Annotated in this window: 24 protein-coding genes; 14 read left to right on the top strand and 10 right to left on the bottom strand. The window is 72.4% G+C overall.

Annotated elements, in window-relative coordinates; genetic code table 11:
- Nucleotides 1-40: 40 nt before the first annotated feature.
- The gene (locus DDW44_RS03595; RefSeq protein ID WP_108905504.1) at nucleotides 41-1,132 is read right to left on the bottom strand and encodes a mechanosensitive ion channel family protein; all 1,092 of its coding nucleotides are present in this window, start codon (nucleotides 1,130-1,132) and stop codon (nucleotides 41-43) included.
- Nucleotides 1,133-1,155: 23 nt separating this feature from the next.
- Here DDW44_RS03595 and DDW44_RS03590 point away from each other — a divergent pair, with 23 nt between their 5' ends.
- Nucleotides 1,156-1,746: a dienelactone hydrolase family protein gene (locus DDW44_RS03590; protein ID WP_108905503.1), complete on the top strand. Its 591-nt coding sequence runs from the start codon at nucleotides 1,156-1,158 to the stop codon at nucleotides 1,744-1,746.
- Nucleotides 1,747-2,011: 265 nt separating this feature from the next.
- Here the strand turns inward: DDW44_RS03590 and DDW44_RS03585 are convergent, their stop codons facing one another.
- From DDW44_RS03585 to DDW44_RS03570, 4 genes are all read right to left on the bottom strand, one after another.
- Nucleotides 2,012-3,664: an alkaline phosphatase D family protein gene (locus DDW44_RS03585; RefSeq protein WP_108905502.1), complete on the bottom strand. Its 1,653-nt coding sequence runs from the start codon at nucleotides 3,662-3,664 to the stop codon at nucleotides 2,012-2,014.
- A gap of 373 nt (nucleotides 3,665-4,037) precedes the next feature.
- Complete coding sequence (locus tag DDW44_RS03580; protein WP_018890350.1) at nucleotides 4,038-4,850, bottom strand: DsbA family protein; 813 nt, start codon at nucleotides 4,848-4,850, stop codon at nucleotides 4,038-4,040.
- Nucleotides 4,851-4,916: 66 nt separating this feature from the next.
- Nucleotides 4,917-5,597: a hypothetical protein gene (locus DDW44_RS03575; protein ID WP_108908717.1), complete on the bottom strand. Its 681-nt coding sequence runs from the start codon at nucleotides 5,595-5,597 to the stop codon at nucleotides 4,917-4,919.
- 569 nt (nucleotides 5,598-6,166) lie between these two features.
- The gene (locus tag DDW44_RS03570) at nucleotides 6,167-7,492 is read right to left on the bottom strand and encodes a DUF2252 domain-containing protein (protein ID WP_017947463.1); all 1,326 of its coding nucleotides are present in this window, start codon (nucleotides 7,490-7,492) and stop codon (nucleotides 6,167-6,169) included.
- A gap of 234 nt (nucleotides 7,493-7,726) precedes the next feature.
- Between DDW44_RS03570 and dnaE the strand changes: the two genes are divergently transcribed.
- Nucleotides 7,727-11,266 carry a DNA polymerase III subunit alpha gene (dnaE, locus tag DDW44_RS03565; RefSeq protein ID WP_108905501.1) on the top strand — a complete coding sequence of 1,180 codons (3,540 nt, stop codon included), beginning with the start codon at nucleotides 7,727-7,729 and terminating at the stop codon, nucleotides 11,264-11,266.
- 209 nt (nucleotides 11,267-11,475) lie between these two features.
- Here the strand turns inward: dnaE and DDW44_RS31925 are convergent, their stop codons facing one another.
- Nucleotides 11,476-11,631: a hypothetical protein gene (locus tag DDW44_RS31925; RefSeq protein WP_017947465.1), complete on the bottom strand. Its 156-nt coding sequence runs from the start codon at nucleotides 11,629-11,631 to the stop codon at nucleotides 11,476-11,478.
- 256 nt (nucleotides 11,632-11,887) lie between these two features.
- On the opposite strand from DDW44_RS31925, the gene DDW44_RS03560 reads away from it, so the two are divergent.
- The 4 genes from DDW44_RS03560 to DDW44_RS03545 all read left to right on the top strand — a co-directional run bounded on the left by DDW44_RS03560 (nucleotide 11,888) and on the right by DDW44_RS03545 (nucleotide 15,892).
- A complete protein-coding gene (locus DDW44_RS03560) occupies nucleotides 11,888-13,153 on the top strand; it encodes an NYN domain-containing protein (RefSeq protein ID WP_108905500.1) in 1,266 nt (421 codons plus the stop codon).
- Nucleotides 13,154-13,190: 37 nt separating this feature from the next.
- Nucleotides 13,191-14,165: an ABC transporter ATP-binding protein gene (locus DDW44_RS03555; RefSeq protein WP_206307210.1), complete on the top strand. Its 975-nt coding sequence runs from the start codon at nucleotides 13,191-13,193 to the stop codon at nucleotides 14,163-14,165.
- Nucleotides 14,166-14,382: 217 nt separating this feature from the next.
- A complete protein-coding gene (locus tag DDW44_RS03550; RefSeq protein WP_108908716.1) occupies nucleotides 14,383-15,219 on the top strand; it encodes an ABC transporter permease in 837 nt (278 codons plus the stop codon).
- A gap of 49 nt (nucleotides 15,220-15,268) precedes the next feature.
- On the top strand, nucleotides 15,269-15,892 hold the full coding sequence (locus tag DDW44_RS03545) for an ABC transporter permease (protein ID WP_240800396.1): 624 nt from the start codon (nucleotides 15,269-15,271) through the stop codon (nucleotides 15,890-15,892).
- 387 nt (nucleotides 15,893-16,279) lie between these two features.
- Here the strand turns inward: DDW44_RS03545 and ybaK are convergent, their stop codons facing one another.
- The 4 genes from ybaK to DDW44_RS03525 form a co-directional block, all read right to left on the bottom strand.
- A complete protein-coding gene (gene ybaK, locus DDW44_RS03540) occupies nucleotides 16,280-16,792 on the bottom strand; it encodes a Cys-tRNA(Pro) deacylase (protein ID WP_017947470.1) in 513 nt (170 codons plus the stop codon).
- 31 nt (nucleotides 16,793-16,823) lie between these two features.
- Nucleotides 16,824-17,564: an LON peptidase substrate-binding domain-containing protein gene (locus DDW44_RS03535; protein WP_017947471.1), complete on the bottom strand. Its 741-nt coding sequence runs from the start codon at nucleotides 17,562-17,564 to the stop codon at nucleotides 16,824-16,826.
- 5 nt (nucleotides 17,565-17,569) lie between these two features.
- Nucleotides 17,570-18,646 (bottom strand): hypothetical protein, encoded by a 1,077-nt coding sequence (locus DDW44_RS03530; protein ID WP_108905497.1) that lies wholly within the window; start codon nucleotides 18,644-18,646, stop codon nucleotides 17,570-17,572.
- A gap of 216 nt (nucleotides 18,647-18,862) precedes the next feature.
- Nucleotides 18,863-20,470: a hypothetical protein gene (locus tag DDW44_RS03525; RefSeq protein ID WP_018890342.1), complete on the bottom strand. Its 1,608-nt coding sequence runs from the start codon at nucleotides 20,468-20,470 to the stop codon at nucleotides 18,863-18,865.
- Nucleotides 20,471-20,811: 341 nt separating this feature from the next.
- On the opposite strand from DDW44_RS03525, the gene hisD reads away from it, so the two are divergent.
- From hisD to hisF, 8 genes are read left to right on the top strand one after another with little or no spacing between them, the layout of a single operon-like run.
- Nucleotides 20,812-22,146 carry a histidinol dehydrogenase gene (hisD, locus tag DDW44_RS03520; protein ID WP_017947474.1) on the top strand — a complete coding sequence of 445 codons (1,335 nt, stop codon included), beginning with the start codon at nucleotides 20,812-20,814 and terminating at the stop codon, nucleotides 22,144-22,146.
- On the top strand, nucleotides 22,143-23,312 hold the full coding sequence (locus tag DDW44_RS03515; RefSeq protein WP_108905496.1) for a histidinol-phosphate transaminase: 1,170 nt from the start codon (nucleotides 22,143-22,145) through the stop codon (nucleotides 23,310-23,312). Before hisD ends, DDW44_RS03515 begins: the two co-directional genes overlap by 4 nt.
- Entirely contained in the window at nucleotides 23,309-23,902 is a 594-nt protein-coding gene (gene hisB / locus DDW44_RS03510) for an imidazoleglycerol-phosphate dehydratase HisB (protein ID WP_018890340.1), read from the top strand. Before DDW44_RS03515 ends, hisB begins: the two co-directional genes overlap by 4 nt.
- 2 nt (nucleotides 23,903-23,904) lie before the next feature.
- Complete coding sequence (locus DDW44_RS31920; RefSeq protein WP_017947477.1) at nucleotides 23,905-24,069, top strand: hypothetical protein; 165 nt, start codon at nucleotides 23,905-23,907, stop codon at nucleotides 24,067-24,069.
- Nucleotides 24,066-24,707 (top strand): imidazole glycerol phosphate synthase subunit HisH, encoded by a 642-nt coding sequence (gene hisH, locus DDW44_RS03505; RefSeq protein WP_108905495.1) that lies wholly within the window; start codon nucleotides 24,066-24,068, stop codon nucleotides 24,705-24,707. The genes DDW44_RS31920 and hisH overlap by 4 nt, the downstream gene beginning before the upstream one ends.
- A 2-nt stretch (nucleotides 24,708-24,709) precedes the next feature.
- The gene (gene priA, locus DDW44_RS03500; protein WP_018890338.1) at nucleotides 24,710-25,438 is read left to right on the top strand and encodes a bifunctional 1-(5-phosphoribosyl)-5-((5-phosphoribosylamino)methylideneamino)imidazole-4-carboxamide isomerase/phosphoribosylanthranilate isomerase PriA; all 729 of its coding nucleotides are present in this window, start codon (nucleotides 24,710-24,712) and stop codon (nucleotides 25,436-25,438) included.
- On the top strand, nucleotides 25,435-25,833 hold the full coding sequence (locus DDW44_RS03495) for a RidA family protein (RefSeq protein ID WP_017947480.1): 399 nt from the start codon (nucleotides 25,435-25,437) through the stop codon (nucleotides 25,831-25,833). The genes priA and DDW44_RS03495 overlap by 4 nt, the downstream gene beginning before the upstream one ends.
- Nucleotides 25,830-26,600, top strand: coding sequence for an imidazole glycerol phosphate synthase subunit HisF (gene hisF / locus DDW44_RS03490; RefSeq protein ID WP_108905494.1), 771 nt, complete (start codon nucleotides 25,830-25,832; stop codon nucleotides 26,598-26,600). The genes DDW44_RS03495 and hisF overlap by 4 nt, the downstream gene beginning before the upstream one ends.
- Nucleotides 26,601-26,635 lie beyond the last annotated feature (35 nt).

Here is a 26,635-nt window from a genome sequence, read left to right as displayed (position 1 = left end):
CCCTGTGCCGCCTGGCGTCGCCCGGTATCGCCCGGCGCGGCTAGCCCCGGCCGGTCCGCTGGGCGGGCGTCTCCGGCTGGGTGTGCTCCGCGGGCGGGGACACCGCCTGGGAGGTGGCGATACGGGGGAGGGCGTACGGGTGGTGGTCGCAGAGCCAGGCGATCAGCTGCTCACGCACCGCGCACCGTACCGTCCAGATGTCGTCCGCGTCCTTCGCGGTGACGACGGCCCGGACCACCATCGTGTTCGGCGTGGTGTCCGTGACGGCGAGCGACCAGTCCCGGCCGTCCCAGGCCGGGCACTCGCGCAGCACGTCGTGCAGCTTCTCGCGCATCTCGTGCACCGGCGCCGTGTGGTCGAGGTGGAAGAAGACCGTCCCGGTCATCTGCACGCCGCCGCGCGACCAGTTCTCGAACGGCTTGCTGGTGAAGTACGACACCGGCATCGTGATCCGCCGCTCGTCCCAGGTCCGCACCGCGAGGAAGGTGAGCGTCACCTCCTCCACCGTGCCCCACTCGCCGTCCACGACGACGGTGTCCCCGATGCGCACCATGTCGCCGAAGGCGATCTGGAAGCCGGCGAAGAGGTTGCCCAGGGTGGACTGGGCCGCCACACCGGCGACGATGCCGAGGACACCGGCGGAGGCTAGCAGCGACGCCCCCAGCTTGTTCATGCCGGGGAAGGTGAGCAGCATCGACGCGACGGCCACCACGGCGACCACGGCGGTGACGATCCGCTGCACCAGTGCGACCTGGGTGCGCACCCGGCGCACCCGTGCCAGGTCCCGGGAGGTGGCCGCGAAGCGGGAGTACGAGGCCTCCACCACGGCGGCGGCGATCCGCACCACCAGCCACGCCGACGCGGCGATGAGGACGAGGGTCAGGACATGGCCGATCAGGCCCTCGTTCTCCTCGACGACCGCGATGGCGGTCTCCGTGTAGGTCCCTCGCAGCAGCGCGGTCAGCACCACCACCTGCAGCGGAACCCGGCATCGGCGCAGCAGGCCCCACAGCGGCGTCTCGCTGTGCCGAACGTCCGCACGGCGCAGCAGCAGATCGGTGACCCACCCGAGCAGCAGCGTGAGCAGGACGGAGCCGACGAGGACGATCAACGGACGAAGCACGTTCTCCATGCCCTCGAACGTAACCTGACCGCATGGACATCATGCTTTTCCATTCGGCGTACGGCCTTCGCCCCGCCGTACTCGCCGCCGCCGAGCGGCTGCGAGCGGCAGGCCACCGGGTCTGGACCCCGGACCTGTTCGACGGCCGGGTGATCTCGTCCGTGGAGGAGGGCAGGGCGTACAAGGACGAGGTCGGAGTGGACGAGCTGCTGAAGCGGGCGATCGCCGCCGCCGCGCCGCACTCCGACCGCGGGCTGGTGTACGCCGGGTTCTCGCTGGGCGCGGCCGTCGCCCAGAACCTCGCCCTCGGTGACGAGAAGGCCCGAGGGCTCCTGCTGCTGCACGGCACCTCCGACATCGCGGAGCACGCGCACGCGGAGGATCTCCCCGTACAGCTGCACGTCGCCGATCCGGACCCGTTCGAGCCTCACGACTGGCTCACCGCCTGGTATCTGCGGATGGGCAGGGCCGGGGCGGACGTCGAGGTCCACCGCTACCCCGGTGCGGGCCATCTGTACACCGATCCGGACCTCCCCGACCACGACGAGGAGGCGGCGGACCGGACGTGGCGCGCGGCACTCGGCTTTCTGCAGACGCTCGAGGAGGCGGCGGACCCCGCGTAGCGGAGGGGCGCGCACACCGGGCCGCGGGTGGTCCGCCCCCCGCCAGGACCCGTGGCACGCCCGGCAGAAGCGGCCGCGCCGGAACCGACGGGCTCGGAGCGACCGCCGTCAGGGGCACCTGGCGGTGGAGCACGGTGCCGCGGGCCCGCCACACCGTGCCCGTGCCGCCGCTGCCGAGCCGCCCGATCGGCTCGAACCGCCCGTCGACCGGTACCCCCGGCGCGTTCGTGGCGCCAGGTGGGAGGAACCGCCGCGGGGGTGAGCGTCAGCGCACCGGCTGCTTGACCCGCTCGACCTTCTGCGTCCCGCTCAGCGTCCGGTACGAGCGCGCCCAGGACGCGGTCGCGTCCTGCCGCGTCCGGTCGGAGAGGGTGTAGTAGTCCATCTGCGACCGCTCGGCGGTCACGTCCAGGACGCCGTAGCCGTGGCGGTCCATGTCGAGCCACTTCACATGGCGGTTCGCGGCCTTGACGGCGGTGGCCGCGACCAGGGACACCGTGCCGGGGGCGACACGCAGGATGTCGTCCAGGTTGTCGGAGGTCACCGACGTCACCACGAACTCGGTCGCGGCCGACCGCGACACCGGGTACGTCGCCGCCGTGACCGGTACGTCGTTGGCCCAGGCCATGTGGATGTCACCGGTGAGGAAGACGGTGTTCTCGATCCCCCGGTCCGTCAGGTGCCTCAGCAGCTCCTTCCGGTCGTCCGTGTAGCCGTCCCACTGGTCCACGTTGACGGCGAGCCCCTCCTTGGGCAGCCCGAGCAGCCCGGCTATCGGCCCCAGCAGATGGGCGGGTACGGAACCGAAGGCCACCGGCGAGATCATCACCGAGGTGCCGACGAGCTTCCAGGTGGCGTCCGAGGACGCCAGGCCCGCCTTCAGCCAGTCCAGCTGGGCCCGGCCGGTGATCGTACGCTCCGGGTCGTCGACCTTGCCGCTGCCCACGGACGCCTGCTCGGAGCGGAACGACCGCAGGTCCAGCAGATGCAGATCGGCCAGCTTGCCGAAGCGCAGCCGGCGGTAGACCGTGCCCTCGGTGGAGGTGCGCACCGGCATCCACTCGAAGTAGGCCCGCTTCGCCGCGGCGGCACGGGCCGCGTAGTCGCCCTCGGTGCCGGGCGTGTGGTTCTCCGCGCCCCCCGCCCAGGCGTCGTTGGCGATCTCGTGGTCGTCCCAGATCGCGACGAGCGGATGGGCGGCGTGCATGGCCTGGAGGTCGGGGTCGGTCTTGTACATGCCGTGCCGGGCGCGGTAGTCCGAGAGCGTCGTGATCTCGTGGGCGGGCTCGTGCCGGCGCACGACGTACTTGTCCGCGGGGTAGCTGCCGGTGCCGTACTCGTAGATGTAGTCGCCGAGGTGCAGGACCGCGTCCAGGTCGGCGCGGGCCGCGAGATGGCGGTACGCGGCGAAGTACCCGGACTCCCAGTTGGCGCAGGACACCACGCCGAAGCGCACCCCCGGCGCGGCGGCGTCCGCGGCGGGCGCGGTCCGGGTGCGGCCGGTGGCGGACACGTTGCCGCCGGAGGTGAAGCGGAAGTAGTAGGCGGTCGCCGGGCGCAGCCCCCTGACGTCGACCTTGACGGTGTGGTCGGTGGCCGCGGTGGTGGTGGTCAGGCCGCCGGCGACGACCCTGGCGAAGCCCTTGTCCTCGGCGACCTCCCAACTCACCTCGGTGGCGGGGCCCTTGCCGGAGCCGGGGAGCGCGTCGGGGGCCGGGGTGACGCGGGTCCACAGCAGTACGCCGTCGGGGAGCGGGTCGCCCGAGGCGACCCCGTGGCGGAAGGCCGTGCCCTGCTCTGCGGCGAGGGCGGGGGAGGAGGCCGCGAACGCGGGGACGGCGGCGGTGGCGACAGCGGTGGCGGCAGCGGCTTTGACGACCGAGCGGCGGCTGGGGGATGAGGTGAGTCTACTGGTCACGGCCGGTCAGACTACTGACCGGTAGGGCGAACTGGCAGGCGAATTCAGGAAGTTCGCCTACCGGATTCCGCCTGTCCGCCTGCCGTTGCCTGCCGTTGCCTGTGGTTGCCCTGTGGTTGCCTGCCGTTGCAGGCCGGGGCCTGCCCGTGCCCGCCGTCGCCCGGCGGTGGGCACGGGCGGGGCGGTCCGGGGCGGGCGGGCTCCGCCCGGGAAGCGGTGGTCCCGGGCACGGTCCGGGAAACGGCGGCCCCGGGCACGGCCCGCAGTGGTGCGGCGCGCTCCGGCCGCCGGCACCGGGGCCGCTACGGCGAGTGGGCCGTGCGCCGGGGACTCCCGGTGCACGGCCCACCTCGATGGCCGGTTCGGTGCGGTGTCAGCCCTTGAGCGCCTTGTCGACCGCGGCGTTGAACTGCTCGACCGTCATCGGCGCGTTCTCGCTGCCCTCCGCGACCACCTTCTTGCCGTCCATCCTCAGGGTCGGCGTGCCGGTCACCCCGCTGTCGTCGAAGGTCTCGGACATCTTCAGCGCCCAGGAGTCGAACGTGCCGTCCTCGACGTTCTTCTTGAACGCCGCGTTGTTCTTGAGCGCGTCCACCGAGTCGGCGATCTCCAGCAGATACGCGTCCTTGGCGAACTTGTCGTCGCTCTCCTCCGGGTGGAAGTTCGCGGAGTAGAGCGCCGCCTTGAAGTCCATGAACGCCTCGGGGCTCACGTCCAGCGCGGCTCCGAGGGCGGAGAGGGCGTTCTTGGAGCCCTCGCCGTTGTCGGTCTTGTCGATGAACGTCGCGCCGACGTACTTCAGCTTGTACTTGCCCGCGTCCACGTCCTTCTTCATGGTCTCGCCGACCGCCTGCTCGAAGGTCGCGCAGACCGGGCAGCGCGAGTCCTCGTAGACCTCCAGGGTCTTCTTCGCGGCCGGCTTGCCGATGACGACCGTGGTGCCGTTCTCGCCCTCGGTGTTCTTGGGCTGGACGACCTTCGCGTCCTTCGCCGCCTCCCAGGCCGAGGGCTTGTTGGCCTGCATGACGGCGTAGCCGATGCCGCCGGCGGCCGCCAGGACCGCGACGGTCGAGACGGCGACGACGATCTGCCGCCTGATCTTGTCCTTCTTCGCCTGGCGTTCGCGCTCCAGACGCAGACGCTCGCGGGCGGCGGCCTTGTTGGCGCGGCTGTTGCGTGCACTCATGATCGTTTTCTCCGGGTGGAAATCCGTGGGAAGGGTGGGAAGAGGCCGGCGGGGACGTGCCGGGGCTCAGACGAGAGCCGGAGCCGGCAGCGGCGGTCCCCTGCGTCGCACGGAGTGCACGAAGTGACGGGTGCGGGCGGTGAACGGGCGGGCCGCCACCCGCTCCGGGGGGTGGGCGGCGGGGCGCCGGTGGACGACCGCGACCGCGACCAGCAGGGGCCGGAACGCGGCCAGTGCCGCCGTTCGCAGCAGACCCGCGAGCGCGGACTCGCCGTGCCGCAGCCAGGCCGCGGCGAGCAGCCCGACGGAGACATGGGCCGCGAGCAGCAGCCAGGGCACGTGCGGGTCGGGGGAGTCGACCAGCGCGGCGAGCCGGCCGTCGGCCGCCGCCACGCCGGGCAGCTGCGCCCCGGCGGCGCCGCCGCAGAGCACATCCACCCCGACGGCCCGGAGCGAACCGGCGACGGGTCCGCCCGCGGCGCCGTAGCAGACGTGCTGGCCGGACGTGAAGACCGTGTCCGCCGCCAGCTCCAGCGGGACCAGCACGGCCGCGATCGGCCCGTACCCCCGCTCCCGGCCCGCCAGGGCGTACGTGACCAGGAACACGCCGCCGGCGACCGTCGCGACGGTCGGCAGCGGCAGCGGCACCCCGGAGAGCAGCACATGCGAGGCCACGGACAGCGTCACGACGAGTGCCGTGAAAACCGCCGCCCGCAGCCCTCTGAGCCGGGTCTCGCCTATGTGCACGGGGCTCCTGACTGGGTGAACGTCCGCAAAAGCCGGCTCCCCGGCAGCGGTGCCCGCGGGGAATCCGGCATCGTCTGGAGTGTGCCATGCCGCTCGGTAAGAGGTCCCTAAGGATCCGGCCGCCCTGCCGCCGGCCCCTCGGTACGCACGAACCAGCCCCGGAAGTGCTGGAGCAGCGTGGTCCGGGCGGGCCCCGGACGCCTCGGCCTCGCCGCGGTCGATCAGTGCGCTGAAGAACCTGTCGCCGACCCCTCCCACCAGCCCGCTCGGGTCGCTCTCGTGCCGGGGCAGCCTGAACCACCAGGCGTCCATCGGGCAGTCGAAGCTCTCCAGGCCCAGTTCGGGCAGCGGCCTCGCGATGGAGCCGCGGCCGTCGCACGCGACGGTGAGCGTGGCCCGCAGTTCGCCGGTGCGCCCGTCGGAGGTGCGGTAGCGGACGCCGTTGACCCGTCCGCGCTCCACGAGGAAGGAGGTCGCCTCGGGGTGCCGCCCCGGGCCGGTCCCGCGGGTGGCCCGGGGGCCGGGCCGCCGGCGCCCCGACCCCGCCCGGCTCCCGGGTGACCGGCCGGCTACAGCCCGGGGATCCGGCCGTTGCGGAACAGGTCCACGAAGATCTGGTGGTCGGCGCGGGCCCGGGCGCCGTAGCCGTGCGCGAAGTCCACCAGCAGTTCCCCGAAGCCGTCCTCGTCCGCCGCGATCGCCGCGTCGATGGCCCGCTCGGTGGAGAACGGGACCAGGGAGTGACCGCTCTCGTCGTCCGCCGCCGCGTGCATGGCCGCCGTCGCCCGGCCGAGGTCGGCGACGACGGCGGCGATCTCCTCCGGGTCGTCGATGTCCGACCAGTCGAGGTCCACCGCGTACGGGGAGACCTCGGCGACCAGCTGGCCCGAGCCGTCCAGCTCCGTCCAGCCCAGCCAGGGGTCCGCGTGCGCCTGCAGGGCGCGCTGCGAGATCACCGTGCGGTGCCCCTCGTGGTGGAAGTAGCTCCGCACCCGCTCGTCCGTGATGTGCCGGGACACCGCCGGGGTCTGCGCCTGCTTCAGGTAGATCACGACGTCGTTCTCGAGAGCGTCGCTGTTGCCCTCCAGCAGGATGTTGTACGACGGCAGGCCGGCCGAGCCGATGCCGATGCCGCGCCGCCCGACCACGTCCTTCACCCGGTACGAGTCGGGCCGGGCGAGGCTCGACTCGGGCAGCGTCTCCAGATAGCCGTCGAACGCCGCCAGCACCTTGTAGCGGGTCGCGGCGTCCAGCTCGATCGCGCCGCCGCCCCCGGCGAAGCGCCGCTCGAAGTCGCGGATCTCGGTCATCGAGTCCAGCAGCCCGAAGCGGGTCAGCGAGCGGGCGCTGCGCAGCGCCTCCAGCAGCGGGCCCTCCGCGGTGTCCAGGGTGAAGGGCGGCACCTCGTCGTCCTTCGCGCCGGTGGCCAGGGCGTGGACGCGCTCGCGGTAGGCGGCGGCGAAGACCCGCACCAGCCCGGTGATCTGCTCGTCACTGAGCGCCTTGGTGTAGCCGATCAGCGCCAGCGAGGCGGACAGCCGCTTGAGGTCCCAGGTGAAGGGGCCCACGTACGCCTCGTCGAAGTCGTTGACGTTGAAGATCAGCCGGCCGTTGGAGTCCATGTACGTGCCGAAGTTCTCGGCGTGCAGGTCGCCGTGGATCCACACCCGGCCGGTGCGGTCGTCCAGATACGGGCCGGCGTGCTGCTCGCGCTCCAGATCGGCGTAGAACAGGCTCGCCGAGCCCCGGTAGAAGGCGAAGGCCGAGGCCGCCATCTTGCGGAACTTCACCCGGAACGCGGCCGGGTCGGCGGCCAGGAGCTCGCCGAAGGCGGTACCGAACACGGCGAGGATCTCCTCGCCGCGTTCGCCGGCCGTGGGCTGGTGGACCGACATCGCTGGGGTGCCTCCTGGATCGTGCTGGTGCGTGACGTGGCGGACGGGTGTCCGTCCGGCTCAACGCACGACCGTAGTGCGGAGTGCCCGGCGCGCCCGGGCACCGCGCACAACCGGGTGCACGGCGCGCCCGCCCGCCACTGCCCGCCGGTGGTGGTGCCCGGCCGTCTTCTGTCGGTGCGGAGGCATAGACTTCCAGGCTGTCGAACCGGACCGTCCTGGAGGCCTCCCGCCGTGACCAAGCCGCCCTTCACGCACCTTCACGTCCACACCCAGTACTCGCTGCTGGACGGTGCCGCGCGGCTCAAGGACATGTTCAGCGCCTGCAACGAGATGGGCATGACGCACATCGCCATGAGCGATCACGGCAACCTGCACGGCGCCTACGACTTCTTCCACTCCGCGCAGAAGGCCGGGGTCACCCCGATCATCGGCATCGAGGCCTACGTCGCCCCCGAGTCGCGGCGGAACAAGCGGAAGATCCTCTGGGGCCAGCCGCACCAGAAGCGGGACGACGTCTCCGGTTCCGGCGGCTACACCCACAAGACGATCTGGGCGGCGAACGCGACGGGTCTGCACAACCTCTTCCGCCTCTCCTCGGACGCGTACGCCGAGGGCTGGCTGCAGAAGTGGCCGCGGATGGACAAGGAGACGATCTCCAAGTGGTCCGAGGGCCTGATCGCCTCCACCGGCTGCCCCTCGGGCGAGCTCCAGACCCGGCTGCGCCTCGGTCACTTCGACGAGGCCCTGAAGTCGGCGGCCGAGTACCAGGACATCTTCGGCAAGGACCGGTACTTCCTGGAGCTGATGGACCACGGCATCGAGATCGAGCGCCGGGTCCGGGACGGGCTGCTGGAGATCGGCCGCAAGCTCGGCATCCCGCCGCTGGTCACCAACGACTCGCACTACACCTACGCCCACGAGGCCGGCGCCCATGACGCGCTGCTGTGCATCCAGACCGGCAAGAACCTCTCGGACCCGGACCGCTTCAAGTTCGACGGCACCGGCTACTACCTGAAGTCGACCGACGAGATGTACGCGATCGACTCCTCCGACGCCTGGCAGGAGGGCTGCCGCAACACCCTGCTGGTCGCCGAGCAGGTCGACACGACCGGGATGTTCGAGAAGCGCGACCTGATGCCGAAGTTCGACATCCCCGAGGGTCACACGGAGGTCTCCTGGTTCCGCGAGGAGACCATGCGCGGGATGCACCGGCGTTTCCCCGACGGGATCCCGGACGACCGCATGAAGCAGGTCGAGTACGAGATGGACACGATCATCTCGATGGGCTTCCCGGGCTACTTCCTGGTCGTCGCCGACTTCATCATGTGGGCGAAGAAGCAGGGCATCGCGGTCGGTCCCGGCCGGGGCTCCGCGGCCGGCTCCATCGTCGCGTACGCCATGGGCATCACCGACCTCGACCCCATCCCGCACGGGCTGATCTTCGAGCGCTTCCTCAACCCCGAGCGCGTCTCGATGCCCGACGTCGACATCGACTTCGACGAGCGCAGGCGCGTCGAGGTGATCAGGTACGTGACCGAGAAGTACGGCGCCGACAAGGTCGCCATGATCGGCACATACGGCACCATCAAGGCCAAGAACGCCATCAAGGACTCCGCCCGGGTGCTCGGCTACCCGTATGCGATGGGCGACCGGCTCACCAAGGCCATGCCCGCCGACGTCCTCGGCAAGGGCATCCCGCTCTCCGGCATCCTCGACCCCCAGCACCCGCGCTACAGCGAGGCCGGCGAGATCCGCGGGATGTACGAGAACGAGCCGGACGTCAAGAAGGTCATCGACACCGCCCGCGGTGTGGAGGGCCTGGTCCGGCAGATGGGCGTGCACGCCGCCGGCGTGATCATGTCCAGCGAGACCATCACCGACCATGTCCCGGTGTGGGTGAGGCACACCGACGGCGTCACCATCACCCAGTGGGACTACCCGAGCTGTGAGTCGCTCGGCCTGCTGAAGATGGACTTCCTGGGCCTGCGCAACCTCACGATCATGGACGACGCCGTCAAGATGGTGAAGGCCAACAAGGGGATCGACATCGACCTCCTGAGCCTGCCGCTGGACGACCCCACGACGTTCGATCTGCTGCAGCGCGGCGACACCCTCGGTGTGTTCCAGTTCGACGGCGGTCCCATGCGCTCGCTGCTGCGGCTGATGAAGCCCGACAACTTCGAGGACATCTCCGCCGTGTCGGCCCTCTACCGGCCGGGCCCGATGGGCATGAACTCGCACACCAACTACGCCCTCCGCAAGAACGGCCAGCAGGAGATCACCCCGATCCACCCGGAGCTGGAGGAGCCGCTCAAGGAGGTCCTGGACGTCACCTACGGCCTGATCGTCTACCAGGAGCAGGTGCAGAAGGCCGCCCAGATCATCGCCGGGTACTCGCTCGGCGAGGCCGACATCCTCCGCCGCGTGATGGGCAAGAAGAAGCCGGAGGAGCTGGCGAAGAACTTCGTCCTCTTCCAGGAAGGCGCCCGTAAGAAGGACTACAGCGACGAGGCCATCCAGGCGCTGTGGGACGTGCTGGTCCCCTTCGCCGGATACGCCTTCAACAAGGCGCACTCCGCCGCCTACGGCCTCGTCTCGTACTGGACCGCGTACCTCAAGGCCAACCACCCGGCCGAGTACATGGCGGCGCTGCTCACCTCGGTCAAGGACGACAAGGACAAGTCGGCCGTCTATCTGAACGAGTGCCGCCGCATGGGTATCAAGGTCCTGCCGCCCAACGTCAACGAGTCGGAGCCGAACTTCGCGGCCCAGGGCGACGACGTGATCCTGTTCGGCCTCACCGCCGTCCGGAACGTCGGGCAGAACGTCGTGGACTCGATCATCAAGTGCCGCAAGGCCAAGGGGAAGTACGCCTCGTTCCCGGACTTCCTGGACAAGGTCGAGGCCGTCGTCTGCAACAAGCGGACCGTCGAGTCGCTGATCAAGGCCGGCGCCTTCGACGAGATGGGTCACACCCGCAAGGGCCTGGTCGCCCAGCACGAACCGATGATCGACAACGTGGTGGCGGTCAAGCGCAAGGAGGCCGAGGGCCAGTTCGACCTCTTCGGCGGCATGGGCGACGAGGCCAGCGGTGAGCCCGGCTTCGGACTCGACGTCGAGTTCTCCGACGTGGAGTGGGAGAAGTCCTACCTGCTCGCCCAGGAGCGGGAGATGCTCGGCCTGTACGTCTCCGACCACCCGCTCTTCGGTATCGAGCACGTGCTCAGCGACAAGACCGACGCGGCCATCGCCCAGCTCACCGGCGGCGAGCACGCCGACGGCGCGGTCGTCACCATCGGCGGGATCATCTCGGGCCTGCAGCGGAAGATGACCAAGCAGGGCAACGCCTGGGCGATCGCCACCGTCGAGGATCTGGCGGGCTCGATCGAGTGCATGTTCTTCCCGGCGACGTACCAGCTGGTGTCCACCCAGCTCGTCGAGGACACGGTCGTCTTCGTGAAGGGCAGGCTCGACAAGCGCGAGGACGTCCCGCGGCTGGTCGCGATGGAGCTGATGGTCCCCGACCTGTCCTCGGCGGGCACCAACGCACCCGTGGTGATCACCATTCCGACGGTGAAGGTCACTCCGCCCATGATCAGTCGGCTCGGTGAGATCCTGGGCCACCACAAGGGCAACACGGAGGTGCGGATCAAGCTCCAGGGCGCCCGCAAGACCACCGTGCTCCGTCTCGACCGGCACCGGGTCCAGCCCGACCCCGCGCTGTTCGGCGATCTGAAGGTGCTGCTCGGCCCGTCCTGCCTGGCGGGCTGAGGCACGGGGCCCTCGCGGTGCCGGACCGCCGCCGCCCGCGCCCCCCGGCAGGCGCGGGGGCCGCCGACGCGGTGCGGGGCCGTCGGCCCGTGGAGTCCGGCGCCCGCAGGGGAGGGGCCCGCCGGTGTTCGTGAAGGGCGCGCCCGGAGATCACGGGTGCGCCCCTCACATATGCGTCACAGCGGGGTCCGCCGGCCGGTCGCGGCGTGTCAGTTGTGGCCGAAGCGCTTCTGCCGCCCCTTGTGGGACACGCCCGTCGCGATCGGCGACTCCGCCTGGGCCTCCGGGGTCCGGGCCTCCTGGGCGGCGCGCTCGCCGGGGGAGTCGCTCCGGGCCTTGCGTTCTCGGTTCTTGTTCTTGGCCATGGTGATGCCTCCCGTGGGATGTAGGGGCCAGGGCCGCCCTCAGCCTCACACAGCCGAATACTCTGCGCATGTCGGATCATTGCAGTGAGTAACCGGCTGCTGTTACGGTGCGGCTTCACTCCCCGCCACGCCGATGATCGAGTTCCGGCGGTCAACCCTCCGGCGTTCGGGCAGACTCGAAGCAACCCCCGAAGCAACCCCGAGCAACTCAGAGGCAAACCCCGAGCAACTCCGATCCCGAAGTTCCGGAAAGAGGGTGGAACGCGTGGACCGCTGCGTCGTCCTGGTGGACGCCGGCTATCTGCTGGGAGCCGCCGCGAGCCTCCTCGCCGGGGAACCGGCCCGTTCCCGCATCACCGTCGACCACGCCGCCCTCATCCAGGCCCTGCGCGACCGAGCCGAGGCCGACACCGAACGCCCGCTGCTGCGCATCTACTGGTTCGACGGCGCCCCCGACCGGGTGCCCCAGCCGGAGCACCGGCGCCTGCGGGTCATGCCCCGGGTCACCGTGCGACTGGGAGCGCTCACCCGCAGCGACGGCCGCTGGGCCCAGAAGGGCGTCGACGCCGCCATGCACGCCGAGCTCACCGAACTCGCCAGGAACCGGGCCTGCTCGGACGTGGTGCTGGTGACCGGGGACGGCGATCTGCTTCCCGGGCTGATGTCCGCGAAGGAGCACGGCGTCGCCGTCCATCTCTGGGCCGTCCAGGCCGCCGACGGCGACTACAACCAGTCAGAGGACCTGGTCGCCGAGGCCGACGAGCGCCGCGTACTCGACCGTGCCTGGATCACCCAGGCCGTGCGCGCCAAGGAGCTCAGCGGCGTCTGCGCCCCGCCGCCCGCGCCCCGGCCGGAGATCGCGGCCATTCTGTCCGCCCCGCTGCCCGAGTCGGCGCCCTCCGCCGGGGACCGTGCGGACGGGACGGGCACTCCGGTGCCGGGCGACAACGGTGCGGCGCGACCCGCCGCTGCCGCCGCGAGCGGCACCGGCAACGGCACCCCCGCCGCCCACCACCACGCCAAGGGCGTCCCCACCCCCAAGGACCTGGCGGGGCTGCGCGGCCCCGCCGGCCAGGCGGAGCGCCATCCGGCCGCCGGGGCGACGCTGCGCTGGTCCTCCGACAGGGGCTGGATCGAGCGCCCGGGCAGCGTGCCCGCCGAGTCCCCGGAGGTGGCGGCCCTGCCGACGCTCGCCCAGCTCACCAGCGCCGAGCAGCGCTGGGCGGACCGCGAGGAGGACATCACGACCGTCGGCGGCGACCCGTTCGAGGTCGGGCAGGTCTTCGCCCGGCGCTGGATGGAGCGGCTGCCGGACCCGGCGCACGTGGAGAAGCTGTCGGGCATGTATCCGCGGGTCCCGCACCGCATCGACGGCGAACTGCTCCGGTACGCGGCCCGCTTCGGGCTGCTCGCGCACAAGGACGACCAGATCGACGAGCACGACCGCTATGCCATCAGGGCCGGATTCTGGCGGGAGATCGATGTCCGAGCGGCCACGGAACGCGCCCCGGCCGGGGACTAGGCCGGGCGACCCCTTAGGCTCGTCCCTCGTGAGTACGGTGTGCGCGGTGCGGGATCTGGTCAAGACGTACCCCGCCGCGCGCGCCCGGCGGGGGTTCCCCGGCAGCCCCGAGGTGCGGGCCAACGACGGAATCGGCCTCGAGGTGCGGCGCGGGGAGATCTTCGGCCTGCTCGGCCCCAACGGCGCCGGCAAGTCGACCCTCGTCCGACAGCTCACCGGTCTGATGCGTCCGGACTCCGGCACCGTCCGGGTGCTCGGCCACGATCTCGTACGCCATCCCGAGCGGGCGTCGCGGCTCATCGGCTACCTGGGCCAGGAGTCGACCGCCCTCGACGAGCTGACCGTCGCGCTCGCCGCCGAGACCACGGGCCGGCTGCGCGGGCTCGGGGTGCGGCAGGCGCGCGCCGAACGCGACACGGTCCTGGAGGAGCTCGGCCTGACCGGTCTCGCGGGGCGTCCGCTGAAGAAGCTCTCCGGCGGCCAGCGCCGGCTCGCCTGCTTCGCGGCCACGCTGGTGGGGGAGCGCCCGGTACTCGTGCTGGACGAGCCCACCACCGGCATGGACCCGGTCGCCCGGCGTGCGGTCTGGGCGGCGGTCGACCGCCGGCGTGCCGAGCACGAGGTGACCGTCCTCCTCGTCACCCACAACGTCATCGAGGCGGAGACGGTCCTCGACCGGGTCGCCGTGCTGGAGCGGGGCAAGGTCATCGCCTGCGACACGCCCTCCGGGCTCAAGGAGCGCGTCGCGGGCGAGGTCCGGGTGGAACTGGTGTGGCGCGAGCGGGCCCCGCTCGACGTGCCGGAGGTCGCCGCGCTCCGGGCGTCCGCGCAGGAGTCCGGGCGCCGCTGGGTCCTCCGGCTGGCCCCGGACGAGGCCCGGGCGGCGGTCGCCGCCGTGACCGGCGGCGAGGCGTTCTCGGCCCTCGACGACTTCACCCTGACCACGCCGAGCCTGGAGGACGTGTACCTCTCGCTCGGCGGCCATGCGACGAAGGGACTGGTGAAGGCGTGAGCCGTGAGCCGTCGCCCGTGCGGCCGTCTTCTGTGCTGATGCCGTCCGTGGCGATGTCGTCCTTGCGGCCGTGGTCCGTGGCGATACCGCTCGTGCCGATGCCGTCGGTACCGTCGTCGTCCGTATCGTCGTCCGTAACCTCGCCACTCTCGTCACCCTCGACACCCTCGCGACCCTCGTCACCCTCGTCGTCCGTACCGAACAGGAGCAGCGCCAGGTGAGCATCGTGCCTGCGGAGGCCGCGTCCGCGCGTGTGCGGAGCGCGCACGACGCCCGGAGTGGGGGAGACGACGGGGGCGTCGCCCCGCTCGCCCCGCGAGCCCGGCTGCTGCCGGCGCTCGCGGCGGTGTACCGCGCCCAGTTGTCCCGGGCCCGCGTCGCCCGGATACCGCTGCTCTTCGTCGCCACGTTCCAGTCCGTCGGGATCATGGTGCTGATGCGCGGGGTCGTGGACGGCGGAGCCGAGGCGCGGGCCGTGGTCGCCGGTTCGTCCGTCCTGGTCGTCGCCTTCGTCGCGCTCAATCTGCTCGCCCAGTACTTCGGCCAGCTCCGCGCCTCCGGTGGCCTGGACCACTATGCGACGCTGCCGGTGCCACCGGCCGCGGTGGTGCTCGGGGCCGCGGGGGCGTACGCCTCCTTCACCGTGCCGGGCACGGTCGTGACGGCGGTCGCCGGCTCGGTGCTGTTCGGGCTGCCGCTCACCCACCTGTGGGTGCTGGCCGCGGTGATCCCGCTGGCCGGAGCCGCGCTTGCCGGGCTCGGTGCGGCACTCGGGCTGCTCGCGCCGCGCCAGGAACTGGCCACGCTGCTGGGCCAGTTGGGCATGTCGGCGGCCCTGCTGCTGGGGGTGCTCCCGGCGGGTCGGCTGCCCGAGCCGATCGCCTTCGCGCGGGATCTGCTGCCTTCCACATACGGAGTGGAGGCGTTCGCCCGCACGTTCGACGCGCATCCGCACTGGCCCGCGGTCGCGCTGGACCTGACCGTCTGCGCGGCCGTGGGCCTCGTCTCGCTGGCCGTCGCGACCCTGGCGTACCGGCGGGCCGCGGTCCGCTGACAGCGCTGCCGGTGAGGCGGGCCACGGGGTCGTTTGGCACGATGTCAGGGTGACAGCACCCTTGACGCCGCCCCACCGGCCTGCCCCGCACGACACCCCCCGGAACCACCCGCATCCCGCGCCGTACCCGGACGGAGAAGGGCTGGAGATGAGGAGCGAACTGCGCCGGGCGGCCGTCGTGCTGGTGGGCGTGACCCTCGCCGGGATCGCGCTCGGCCTGCTGTGGCTGTGGCTGGCTCCGAGGGTGCCGCTGATCTCGAACGGCAAGGCGGTCTTCTCCGCCGACAGCGAGGGCGAGGAGACGGCGGCCGTGGACGGTACGTTCGTCCTGCTGGCGCTCGGTTTCGGCGTGCTCAGCGCCGCGGTCGTCTTCTGGTTCAACCGCCGCGGGGGCATCGCGGTCGTCGTCGCACTCGCCCTGGGCGGGATCCTCGGGTCGGTGCTGGCCTGGGGTACCGGCTATCTGCTCGGCCCCGAGCAGGACGTCGTCGCCCACGCCCGTGCGGTCGGCCGCGGCGTCGTCTTCGACGCGCCGCTCGGCCTTCGAGCGAAGGGCGCCCTGCTGGCCTGGCCCCTCGCGGCGATGATCGTGCACCTCGCCCTGACGGCGCTCTTCGCACCGCGCGACCCCGAGCCGGAGTGGCTGCCGCCGGGCCCGGACCACCGGGTCTGAGGCTCCGGGCCCGGACCACCGGGCCTGAGGCGCACGGCCCGGACCACCGGGCCTGAGGCTCCGGGGCGGAGCCTCGCCCCCGGAAGGAACGGGCCCGGCGCCCGGCGGCGCTCCCGTCAGGCCGGCCGGCGGCCGTGGTTCGCCCGGCGCTTCCTCAGCCGCCACTTCCGTTTGCGGGTGCGCTTGGACACGGTTACCCCCTCGGGTCGGGACGTCCTTCGGTCGTAGCCGAGGACGGGCGCGCCGTCGAGGGGGTGTGCGGGCCGCGGGCGTACCGGAGCGAATGGACCTGCGGGCGGAGGCGGACGGCACGGGCCCGCGCGGGAACGCGGGCGTACCCGGACTCCGGGGTCGCCGGATCGGGCGACCGCGGGCCGCGAGATACGGCTAGGCGCGCCCGATCGGCGCCAGGACCGCGTTCGTCAGCGCGGCCAGGTCCGCTGGGGCGAGCTCGACCTCGAGCCCGCGCCGGCCCGCCGAGACGCAGATCGTCGGGTACGCGGAGGCCGAGGAGTCCAGAACGGTGCGCAGACGCCTGCGCTGCCCCAGCGGGGAGATGCCGCCGCGGACGTAGCCCGTGGTGCGTTCCGCCGCCGCCGGGTCGGCCATCGACGCGCGCTTGCCGCCGGCGGCGGCGGCCAGCGCCTTCAGGTCCAGCTGCCCCGCTACGGGCACGACGGCGACCGTCAGCTCGCCGTCCACGTCGGCGACGAGCGTCTTGAAGACCCGCTCCGGTTCCACGCCCAGCGCCCGCGCCGCCTCCTCCCCGTAGGACGCGGAGGCCGGGTCGTGCTCGTACGCGTGCACGGTGAAGGCCGTGCCCGCGGCCGTCAGCGCCACCGTCGCGGGCGTCCCGCCCTGCTGCCTGCCGCCCTGCTGCTTCCCGGCCTTCTTCGCCACGGTCCTTCTCCCTCGCCCCGTTCGGTCCGGCTCAGTTCGGGCTCGTCGGCGATCGGGTCAGATCGATCGCCGGCAACGACGGCAGATGCCGTATCACCGCGGTCTCGGAGCGCAGCAGCTTCAGCTCCTCGCGCAGCCGGGTCGCCGTGTCCGGAGCCTGCAGCAGCCGCTGCTTCGACGGTGTGTCGAGCACGGCGGCGGCGGCCACCAGGTACGAGACCACGGACGGCTCGTCGGGCAGCTCCGAGCCCGTCGACAGCGACCGCTCCCGCGCTCCGGCCAGCCGCTTCTGGTAGTTGCGGAACGCCCGCAGTACGCCCTCGGCCAGCGTGCCCGCGCCCTCGCCGGGCACCTCCGGGATCTCCTCGAGTTCGGCCGTCAGGAACGGGCCGCTCGCGTCGACCGAGCGCACGGCGACCCGGGTCGTGCCGGTGGCCAGCACCTCGAAGCTGCCGTCGGCGCGCTCCCGGATGGTCGCCGCGTCCGCGATGCAGCCGACGCGGTGGAACGCCTGGATCGGGTCCGGGCCGAAGCCCGCGCCCGGGCCCTTCTCGGGCTGGGCGGTCTGGTCGGGCATCCCGGGCGCGGTCGGCGCGACCTCGCGGCCGTCGCGGATGGCGACCACGGCGAATCGGCGGGGCTCGGACTCGTCGGTCTTCAGCAGCTCGCGCATCATGGCGCGATAGCGCTCCTCGAAGACGTTCAGCGGCAGGACGAGGCCGGGGAAAAGCACCGCGTTGAGCGGGAACAGCGGCAGGCGAGCGGTGGTCACAGCGGTCAAGCGTAGTGGTCGCCGGGTACGGCCCGTCCGGCCACCCGCCCCTGGCCGGCGCCCGCCGTGCCCGCGGCGCCGATCCGGCGGGCGCGGCGGAGCGGCATCGAGGACGCCACCTCGATGCGGACCCCGTCACGCGCCTCCAGGAACTGGCCCAGCGGATCGTCCGTCACCCGGTTCCACGGGAACGACGTGGCGTGCTGCCCGATCACGCGGAACTGCTCCAGTGCCTCGTGCCAGCGGCCCCGGGCGATCAGCACGTACACCAGGAGGTTGCGGACCTCGGCGGGCCACGGGTCGCCGGGCCGGTACCGGGCGGACAGCTCCGCCGCCCGGTCGGCGGCCGCGTCGATCCGGTCCGCCGTCATGGCCGTGACGGGCCCCTCGAGCAGCGGCGTCAGAGCCGCGCGCGCCGGGAGGGCCTGCACCAGCGAGCCCGGCAGGGAGTCCTCGGCCGCGCGCTCGGCGAAGTCCAGGCACTCCCGGTGCGAGCCGCGCCAGACCGCCGACAGGTACCGGAGCGCGGCCACATGGCAGCCGTAGTGGTGCGAGGAACGGCGGACCGCCTGCTCCCACAGCGCCTCGAAGGCCGTGTGTCCGGCGTGCACACCGCGCGCATGGTCCAGGGCCAGCCGCCAGGGCACCGGATCGCGCGGATCGGCCTCGGCCGCGGCACGGACCAGCGGGCCGGTCTCGCGCAGCCGCTCGGCCCTGGCGGGTGACTCCCAGGCCCTACGGACCTCGAGTTCGGCCTTCACGAGCAGGGCGTCGGGATCGTGCGGCGAGTCGGCGAGCCAGCCGGCGAGCCAGCCGGGCCGGCTGTACGCGAACGCCGCCAGCCGCATGACGTAGCGGTCCCGGTTCTCCCACTCGGCCGAGCCCCGTGTGGTGGCGAGCAGTGCGGCGGCCGGTTCGTGGTCGCCGAGCGCGGCGGCCACGAGTGCCGGACCGAGCTCCCCGTCCGGGGCGTCGAGCAGGACCGCATCGTCCGGGGGCAGTCCGTCGGCGAGCCGCGGGGTGTGCCGGACCATGCGGGCGGTGCTGATCAGGGCGCGCAGCAGAGACATGGTGCGGACCATTGAAAGCCGCAGGTCGGGGGCGCGCCAGAGGGCATCTGTGAAGTTTTGGTAGTAGGTGGAATGGTTGTCCTGACTCGGGTCAAGAAAGCGCAAAGGAGGGCGCGTTGGCGGCGCATGAGGGGCGCTCGGCGACTTCTGGTGAACGCCCCTCGCGCCCTCGCGCCCTCGCGCCCTCGCACGCCCGGCCGATCCACACGGCAGGCCCTCAGGGCTCCCCTAGCTGCGCCTCAGTGTCCGGGACGCGCCCGCCGCCACCGTCGTGGCGAGTATCCAGCCCAGCAGCACCAGCGCCGCGGCGAGCCACTGCCAGTGGCCCTCCAGCCGCCAGTGGCCGTCCTGGCCGAGGTTGATCACCGGCAGGAGCAGATCGAGGGCGTAGAGCGAGGGGTTCCACTCGGGCTGCTCGCCCGGCTTCAGCGCGCCGGGGGCGTAGCGGGAGAAGGCCACCGCACCGGCCGCCCAGAGCACCGCCATCCACAGCGCCGCGCGGCCCGGGCGGTAGCCGTACGCCACCGTCCAGTCCTGGACGTAGCCCCAGAGCTTCGCGGCGAGCGGCAGCGTCTCCCGGCGCCGGCGCTGCTTGGCGAGGAGGACCTCGCGGGCGTCCGCGTCCTCCCCGCTGCCGCGCAGCACGGTCGCCAGCCGTTCGTACGGCTCGGGCTGGTACTCGGGGGTGGCCGCCGCGACCCACTCCAGCCGCCGCGACAGCGGGAAGCGGCTGTAGGGCACGAGGTTCTCGTAGACGAAGCCGCCCATCGCCAGCCCGCCGGGGCCGGGCCAGCTCGTGGACAGGTCGATGAGCGTGACGACCCTCGCTCCGTTCAGCACCACCCGTCCCTGCTCCGGCCGCTCCGCCGTGAAGCGGAGCTCGGGGGTGACGATCCGGCGCAGCGACAACTCCTCCCGGCGCGCCCCCGACAGCACGAACCGGGCGTGGTGGAGGTCGACGGCGTCGCCGAAGCGGCCGTCGTCCAGCCGCACTCCGCCGTGGCACTCGAAGCGCCGCTCCCGCGCGCCGGCCCCGTGCCCCGGGGCGTCGAAGGAAAGGCCGAACGGGGGAGTGGCGCCCTGGTCGCCGGCGGAGTCCACCCACGCCCGGGTCAGGTACAGCGAGCGCTCCACCGTCAGCTGGGGGGCGTTGAGCGCGCGCCGGCCCTCGACCGCCCGCAGCCGGCTGCCGCGCAGGCTCAGCGACACGCCGACCTTCGCGCCGCGCAGACTGACCTCCCCGTACGTCTCGATCAGCTCGGCCTGCAGGTCCTGCGCCACGGACAGGCCGTCCGCGGTGATGGCCCGGCCGCGCCGGTCCGGCCGCACCCGGATCTGGTTGATCAGCAGATCCGTGCCTATGTGGGCGTCCGTGAGCCGTATCCCGTGCTCGATGCGGCAGCGCGGCAGGTGCAGATCGCCCTCGGTGTGCAGCCGGGCGGCCTCCAGCCGCGGTATCGCGCACCCCACCAGCCGCAGTGTGGAGAACCGCGACTCCGGCAGCGTCAGCTCACGCTCGAAGCGGCACCCGGTCAGCTCGACGTACGGGCTGATGGTGCCGCCCGCGAGGGTGAGCTTCCCCGTCACGTAGGCGCCCAGCAGCTTCAGTGCGCAGACCCGCCCCGGGCGCGGCGGCGGGCCGCTGAGCAGCAGCAGCGCGATCACGTCGGCGCGCACGCTGCGCCCGGGGCCCCACTCCAGTTCCGAGAAGGGATCGTTCAGCTCCGGATTGCCGTCGCGAAGGTCGCACGTCATCCCGTACTCGAACGAGGTCCACATCGTGCGTTCCGCCGTGGTGAGATCGTTGGGCATGTCGACGCCCTGCGGCTCGGTCAATGCCGCTCCCTCGCTTTCCCCCGGTCCGCCTACCCGGTCTCGTACTGCCGTTCTTCCCACTGGGTAACGGGCTGAACACGAGTGGTCATGACCGTCGTCCGTGCCGTGCGGGGCGGGCCTGCCGGCCGGGACCCCCGGGACGCACGGGGAGGACGTGTGCGGGCGGGGACGGACGGTGGACGGACGGGCGATGGGCGGGGGAGGACGGGGACGGATGGGCGATGGGCGGGGGCTGACCGGGGGCGGACGTGGTCACCGCCGGTGACCGCCCGACGGGTGGGCGTGTATCAGCCAGTGATACGGAGAGCAGGAACGCGGATCCCGTCTGAGAGAATTGACCCGTGATCTCTCGTATCGACCTCCGTGGCGACGCCCTCCCCGAGGGCGCCGCGCTGCGCGACCTGCTGCCCCGTGCCGAGTTCGACGTGGAAGCCGCCCTGGAGAAGGTGCGGCCCATCTGCGAGGACGTGCATCATCGCGGGACGGCGGCGCTGATCGAGTACGCGGAGAGGTTCGACGGGGTCACGCTGGACCGGGTCCGGGTCCCCGAGAAGGCCCTCGTGGAGGCGCTGGAGCAGCTCGACCCGGCCGTCCGGGCCGCCCTGGAGGAGTCCATCCGCCGGGCGAGGACCGTGCACCGCGCCCAGCGCCGCGAGACGCACACCGTCCAGGTCGTGCCGGGCGGCACGGTGACCGAGAAGTGGGTTCCGGTCGGCCGCGTCGGGCTGTACGCGCCGGGCGGCCGGTCGGTCTACCCCTCGTCCGTGATCATGAACGCCGTGCCGGCGCAGGAGGCCGGAGTCGAGTCCATGGCGCTCGCCTCACCGCCGCAGAAGGAGTTCGGCGGACTGCCGCACCCGACCATCCTCGCCGCCTGTGCGCTGCTCGGCGTCGAGGAGGTGTACGCCGTGGGCGGCGCCCAGGCCGTGGCGATGTTCGCGTACGGCACCTCCGGGCCCGACGGGTGTGCGCCCGCGAACATGGTGACCGGTCCCGGCAACGTCTGGGTGGCCGCCGCCAAGCGCTACTTCACCGGCCGTATCGGCATCGACGCCGAGGCCGGCCCGACCGAGATCGCGGTCCTCGCCGACGCCACCGCCGACCCCGCCCATGTCGCCGCCGACCTGATCAGCCAGGCCGAGCACGACCCGCTGGCCGCCGCCGTGCTGGTCACCGACTCCCCCGAGCTCGCGGACGCGGTCGAGCGGGAGCTGGCGCCGCAGATCGCCGCGACCAAGCACGTCGCCGACCGGATCGTCCCGGCGCTGTCCGGGAGGCAGTCCGCGATCGTCCTGGTCGACACCGTCGAGGACGGCCTGCGCGTCGTCGACGCGTACGGCGCCGAGCACCTGGAGATCCAGACCGCCGACGCCGCCGCCGTGGCCGGCCGGGTCCGCAACGCGGGCGCGATCTTCGTCGGCCCCTGGGCGCCGGTCTCCCTCGGCGACTACTGCGCCGGCTCCAACCACGTGCTGCCGACCGGCGGCTGCGCCTGCCACTCCTCCGGCCTGTCCGTCCAGTCCTTCCTGCGCGGCATCCACATCGTCGACTACACGCGCGAGGCACTCGCCGACGTCGCCCACCACGTGGTGACGCTCGCCGAGGCGGAGGACCTCCCGGCGCACGGCGCCGCGCTGAAGGCAAGGTTCGACTGGAAGGTGCCCCCGAGCAAGTGAGCACGACCGACATCGGCATCGACGATCTGCCCGTCCGCGAGGAGCTGCGCGGCAAGTCGCCGTACGGCGCGCCGCAGCTCGACGTGCCCGTGCAGCTGAACACCAACGAGAACCCGTACCCGCTGCCCGAACCGCTCGTCGAGCGGATCGCCGAGCGGGTGCGCGAGGCCGCGCGCGGCCTCAACCGCTACCCGGACCGGGACGCGGTCGAGCTGCGCACCGAGCTGGCCGGGTACCTCACCCGCACCGGGAACCACCCGGTCGCCCTGGAGAACGTCTGGGCGGCCAACGGCTCCAACGAGGTCATCCAGCAGCTGCTGCAGACCTTCGGCGGACCCGGGCGCACCGCCATCGGCTTCGAGCCGTCGTACTCGATGCACGCGCTGATCGCGCGCGGCACCGGCACCGGCTGGATCTCCGGCCCGCGCCGGGACGACTTCACCATCGACGAGAAGGCCGCGGCGGACGCGATCGCCGCGCACCGGCCCGACGTCGTCTTCATCACCTCCCCCAACAACCCCACCGGCACCGCCGTCGCGCCCGAGACGGTCCTCGCGCTGTACGAGGCCGCGCAGCGGGCCAGGGCGGACACGGCGGGGGCCCTGGTGGTCGTCGACGAGGCGTACGTCGAGTTCAGCCACCGCCCGTCCCTGCTGCCGCTGCTCGAAGGCCGGCCGAACCTGGTGGTCTCGCGCACCATGTCCAAGGCCTTCGGCGCCGCGGGACTGCGCCTCGGCTACCTCGCCGCCCACCGCGCCGTCGTCGACGCCCTGCAGCTGGTGAGGCTCCCGTACCACCTCTCGGCCGTCACCCAGGCCACCGCGCTGGCCGCCCTGGAGCACACCGATACGCTGCTGAAGTACGTCGAGCAGCTCAAGGACGAGCGGGACCGGCTGGTCGCCTCGCTGCGCGACATCGGCTACGAGGTGACCGACTCCGACGCCAACTTCGTCCAGTTCGGGCGGTTCGACGGCGAGGGCGGCGCCCACGCCGCCTGGCAGAAGATCCTCGACCGGGGCGTGCTGGTCCGTGACAACGGCGTACCTGGCCGGCTGCGGGTGACCGCCGGCACGCCCGAAGAGAACGACGCGTTCCTCGATGCGGTGCGCGCACTGAAGAGTTCCGTGGGGGACACCCCCACACCCCCGAAGGAGCAGAAGCGATGAGCCGCGTAGGACGCGTCGAGCGGACCACCAAGGAGACGTCCGTCGTCGTCGAGATCGATCTCGACGGCACCGGGAAGGTCGATGTGTCGACCGGGGTCGGCTTCTTCGACCACATGCTGGACCAGCTCGGCCGCCACGGTCTGTTCGACCTCACCGTCAAGACCGACGGCGACCTGCACATCGACAGCCACCACACCATCGAGGACACCGCCCTCGCGCTGGGCGCCGCCTTCAAGCAGGCCCTCGGCGACAAGGTCGGCATCTATCGCTTCGGCAACTGCACCGTGCCGCTGGACGAGTCGCTCGCCCAGGTGACGGTCGACCTGTCCGGCCGCCCGTACCTCGTGCACACCGAGCCGGAGAACATGGCGCCGATGATCGGCGCGTACGACACCACGATGACCCGGCACATCCTGGAGTCCTTCGTGGCCCAGGCGCAGATCGCGCTGCACGTCCACGTGCCGTACGGGCGCAACGCCCACCACATCGTGGAATGCCAGTTCAAGGCGCTGGCGCGGGCGCTGCGCTACGCCTCGGAGCGCGACCCGCGCGCAGCCGGAATCCTGCCGTCCACGAAGGGTGCCCTGTAGCCGTGAACGGTGTCTCCACGGTGCTGATCGTCGTCGGGCTGTTCCTGGTCGGCGGCATCATCTCCTTCGCCCGGCAGCAGATGCCCAAGGGCCTGATCGTGCTGCTGTCCGCCGGCGCCGCGATGTGCCTCGCCGCCGGCGTCCTGCGACTGGACGTGTGGTCATGAGCGGGGGGAAGAGCGTCGTCGTCTTCGACTACGGCTTCGGCAACGTCCGCTCCGCCGAGCGCGCCCTCGCCCGGGTCGGCGCGGACGTCGAGATCACCCGCGACTTCGACGCCGCCATGAACGCCGACGGGCTGCTGGTGCCCGGCGTCGGCGCCTTCTCGGCCTGCATGGCCGGGCTGCGGCAGGCGCGCGGCGACTGGGTCGTCGACCGCAGGCTCTCCGGCGGCCGTCCCGTCATGGGCATCTGCGTCGGCATGCAGATCCTCTTCGCGCGCGGCATCGAGCACGGCGTCGAGACGGAGGGCCTCGACGAGTGGCCCGGCGTCGTCGGCCCGCTGAACGCCCCGGTCGTCCCGCACATGGGCTGGAACACCGTCAAGGCCCCCGGGGACTCGCAGATGTTCGCCGGCCTCGACGCCGGAGACCGCTTCTACTTCGTCCACTCCTACGCCGTGCGCGAGTGGGACTTCGAGGTGACCAGCGCGGCCATGGCCGCCCCGAAGGTCACCTGGGCCACCCACGGGGAGCCCTTCGTCGCGGCCGTCGAGAACGGCGCGCTGTGGGCGACCCAGTTCCACCCCGAGAAGTCCGGCGACGCCGGAGCCCAGCTCCTCACCAACTGGATCGAGACCCTCTGATCATGGCTCAGAAGCTTGAACTCCTCCCCGCCGTCGACGTCCGCAACGGCCTGGCCGTCCGCCTCGTCCACGGCGAGTCCGGCACGGAGACCCCCTACGGATCCCCGCTGGAGGCCGCCCTCACCTGGCAGCGCGCGGGCGCCGAGTGGCTGCATCTGGTCGACCTGGACGCCGCCTTCGGCACCGGCGACAACCGGGAGCTGATCGCCGAGGTGGCCGGGGCCATGGACCTCAAGGTCGAGCTGTCCGGCGGCATCCGCGACGACGCCTCGCTCGCCGCCGCCCTCGCCACCGGCTGCACCCGGGTCAACCTCGGCACCGCCGCCCTGGAGACCCCGGAGTGGGTCGCCAAGGTCATCGCCGAGTACGGCGAGAAGATCGCGGTGGGTCTGGACGTACGGGGCACCACCCTGCGCGGCCGCGGCTGGACCCGCGACGGCGGGGACCTCTACGAGACCCTGGCCCGGCTCGACTCCGAGGGCTGCGCGCGGTACGTCGTGACCGACATCGCCAAGGACGGCACGCTGCAGGGCCCCAACCTGGAGCTGCTGAGGAACGTCTGCGCCGCCACCGACAAGCCGGTCGTCGCCTCCGGCGGCGTGTCCTCCCTCGACGACCTGCGGGCGCTCGCCGGGCTGGTCCCGCTGGGCGTCGAGGGCGCGATCATCGGCAAGGCGCTCTACACCGAGGCCTTCACCCTGGAAGCGGCCCTGGAGGCGGTGTCCCGGTGAGCGGCGAGATCCGGCGCGTCGGCTCCGCCGGCCCCTGGGAGGACGCCTTCGGGTACTCCCGCGCGGTCGAGCTGCCGAACGGCCTGGTGCTGGTGTCCGGCTGCACGTCGATCGTCGACGGCACGGTCGTCGACGGCGGCCCGTACGACCAGGCCGTCAACTCCTTCAACGGGGCGCTGGCCGCGCTGAAGCGGCTCGGCCTGGGCAGCGAGCACGTCGTGCGCACCCGCATGTACATCACGCACGCCCGGGACGTCGACGAGGTCGGCCGGGCCCACAAGGAGCTGTTCGGCGCCGTGCGCCCGGCCGCGTCGATGCTCATCGTCTCGGGCTTCGTCGATCCCCGGCTGGTCGTCGAGGTCGAGGTCGAGGCCTACCGGGGAGGGACCGCATGACGCTCGCCGTCCGAGTCATCCCCTGCCTGGACGTGGACGCCGGCCGGGTGGTCAAGGGCGTCAACTTCCAGAACCTGCGCGACGCCGGCGACCCCGTCGAGATGGCCAAGCTGTACGACGCGGAGGGGGCCGACGAGCTCACCTTCCTGGACATCACGGCCTCGTCCGGTGACCGGGAGACCACCTACGACGTGGTGCGCCGCACCGCCGAGCAGGTGTTCATCCCGCTCACGGTCGGCGGCGGGGTCCGCTCCGCGGACGACGTCGACAAGCTGCTGCGGGCCGGCGCCGACAAGGTCGGCGTCAACACCGCGGCCATCGCCCGGCCCGAGCTGATCCGCGAGATCGCCGAGCGCTTCGGCCGCCAGGTGCTGGTGCTGTCCGTCGACGCCCGCCGCACCTCGGAGGGCACCACCACCCCGTCCGGCTTCGAGGTCACCACCCACGGCGGCCGCCGCGGCACCGGCATCGACGCCGTCGAATGGGCCCATCGCGCGGCCGAGCTGGGCGCGGGCGAGATCCTGCTCAACTCGATGGACGCGGACGGCACCAAGGACGGCTACGACACCAGGATGATCGAGGCCGTCCGCAGGCATGTCACGGTCCCGGTGATCGCCTCCGGCGGTGCGGGCAGGCTGGCCGACTTCGCCCCCGCCATCGCGGCCGGAGCGGACGCGGTGCTCGCCGCGTCCGTGTTCCACTTCGGCGATCTGCGGATCTCCCAGGTCAAGCAGTCGCTGCGGGAGGCCGGGCACCCCGTCCGCTGACCACCTCGGTTCCAGCCCTCGGGCCTTGTGTCCGG

Origin of the sequence: Streptomyces tirandamycinicus (genome assembly GCF_003097515.1) — a bacterium.
Taxonomy (GTDB): domain Bacteria; phylum Actinomycetota; class Actinomycetes; order Streptomycetales; family Streptomycetaceae; genus Streptomyces; species Streptomyces tirandamycinicus.
Note: the sequence above shows the minus strand (reverse complement) of the source record. Positions and strands in the feature narration are given on the sequence as shown.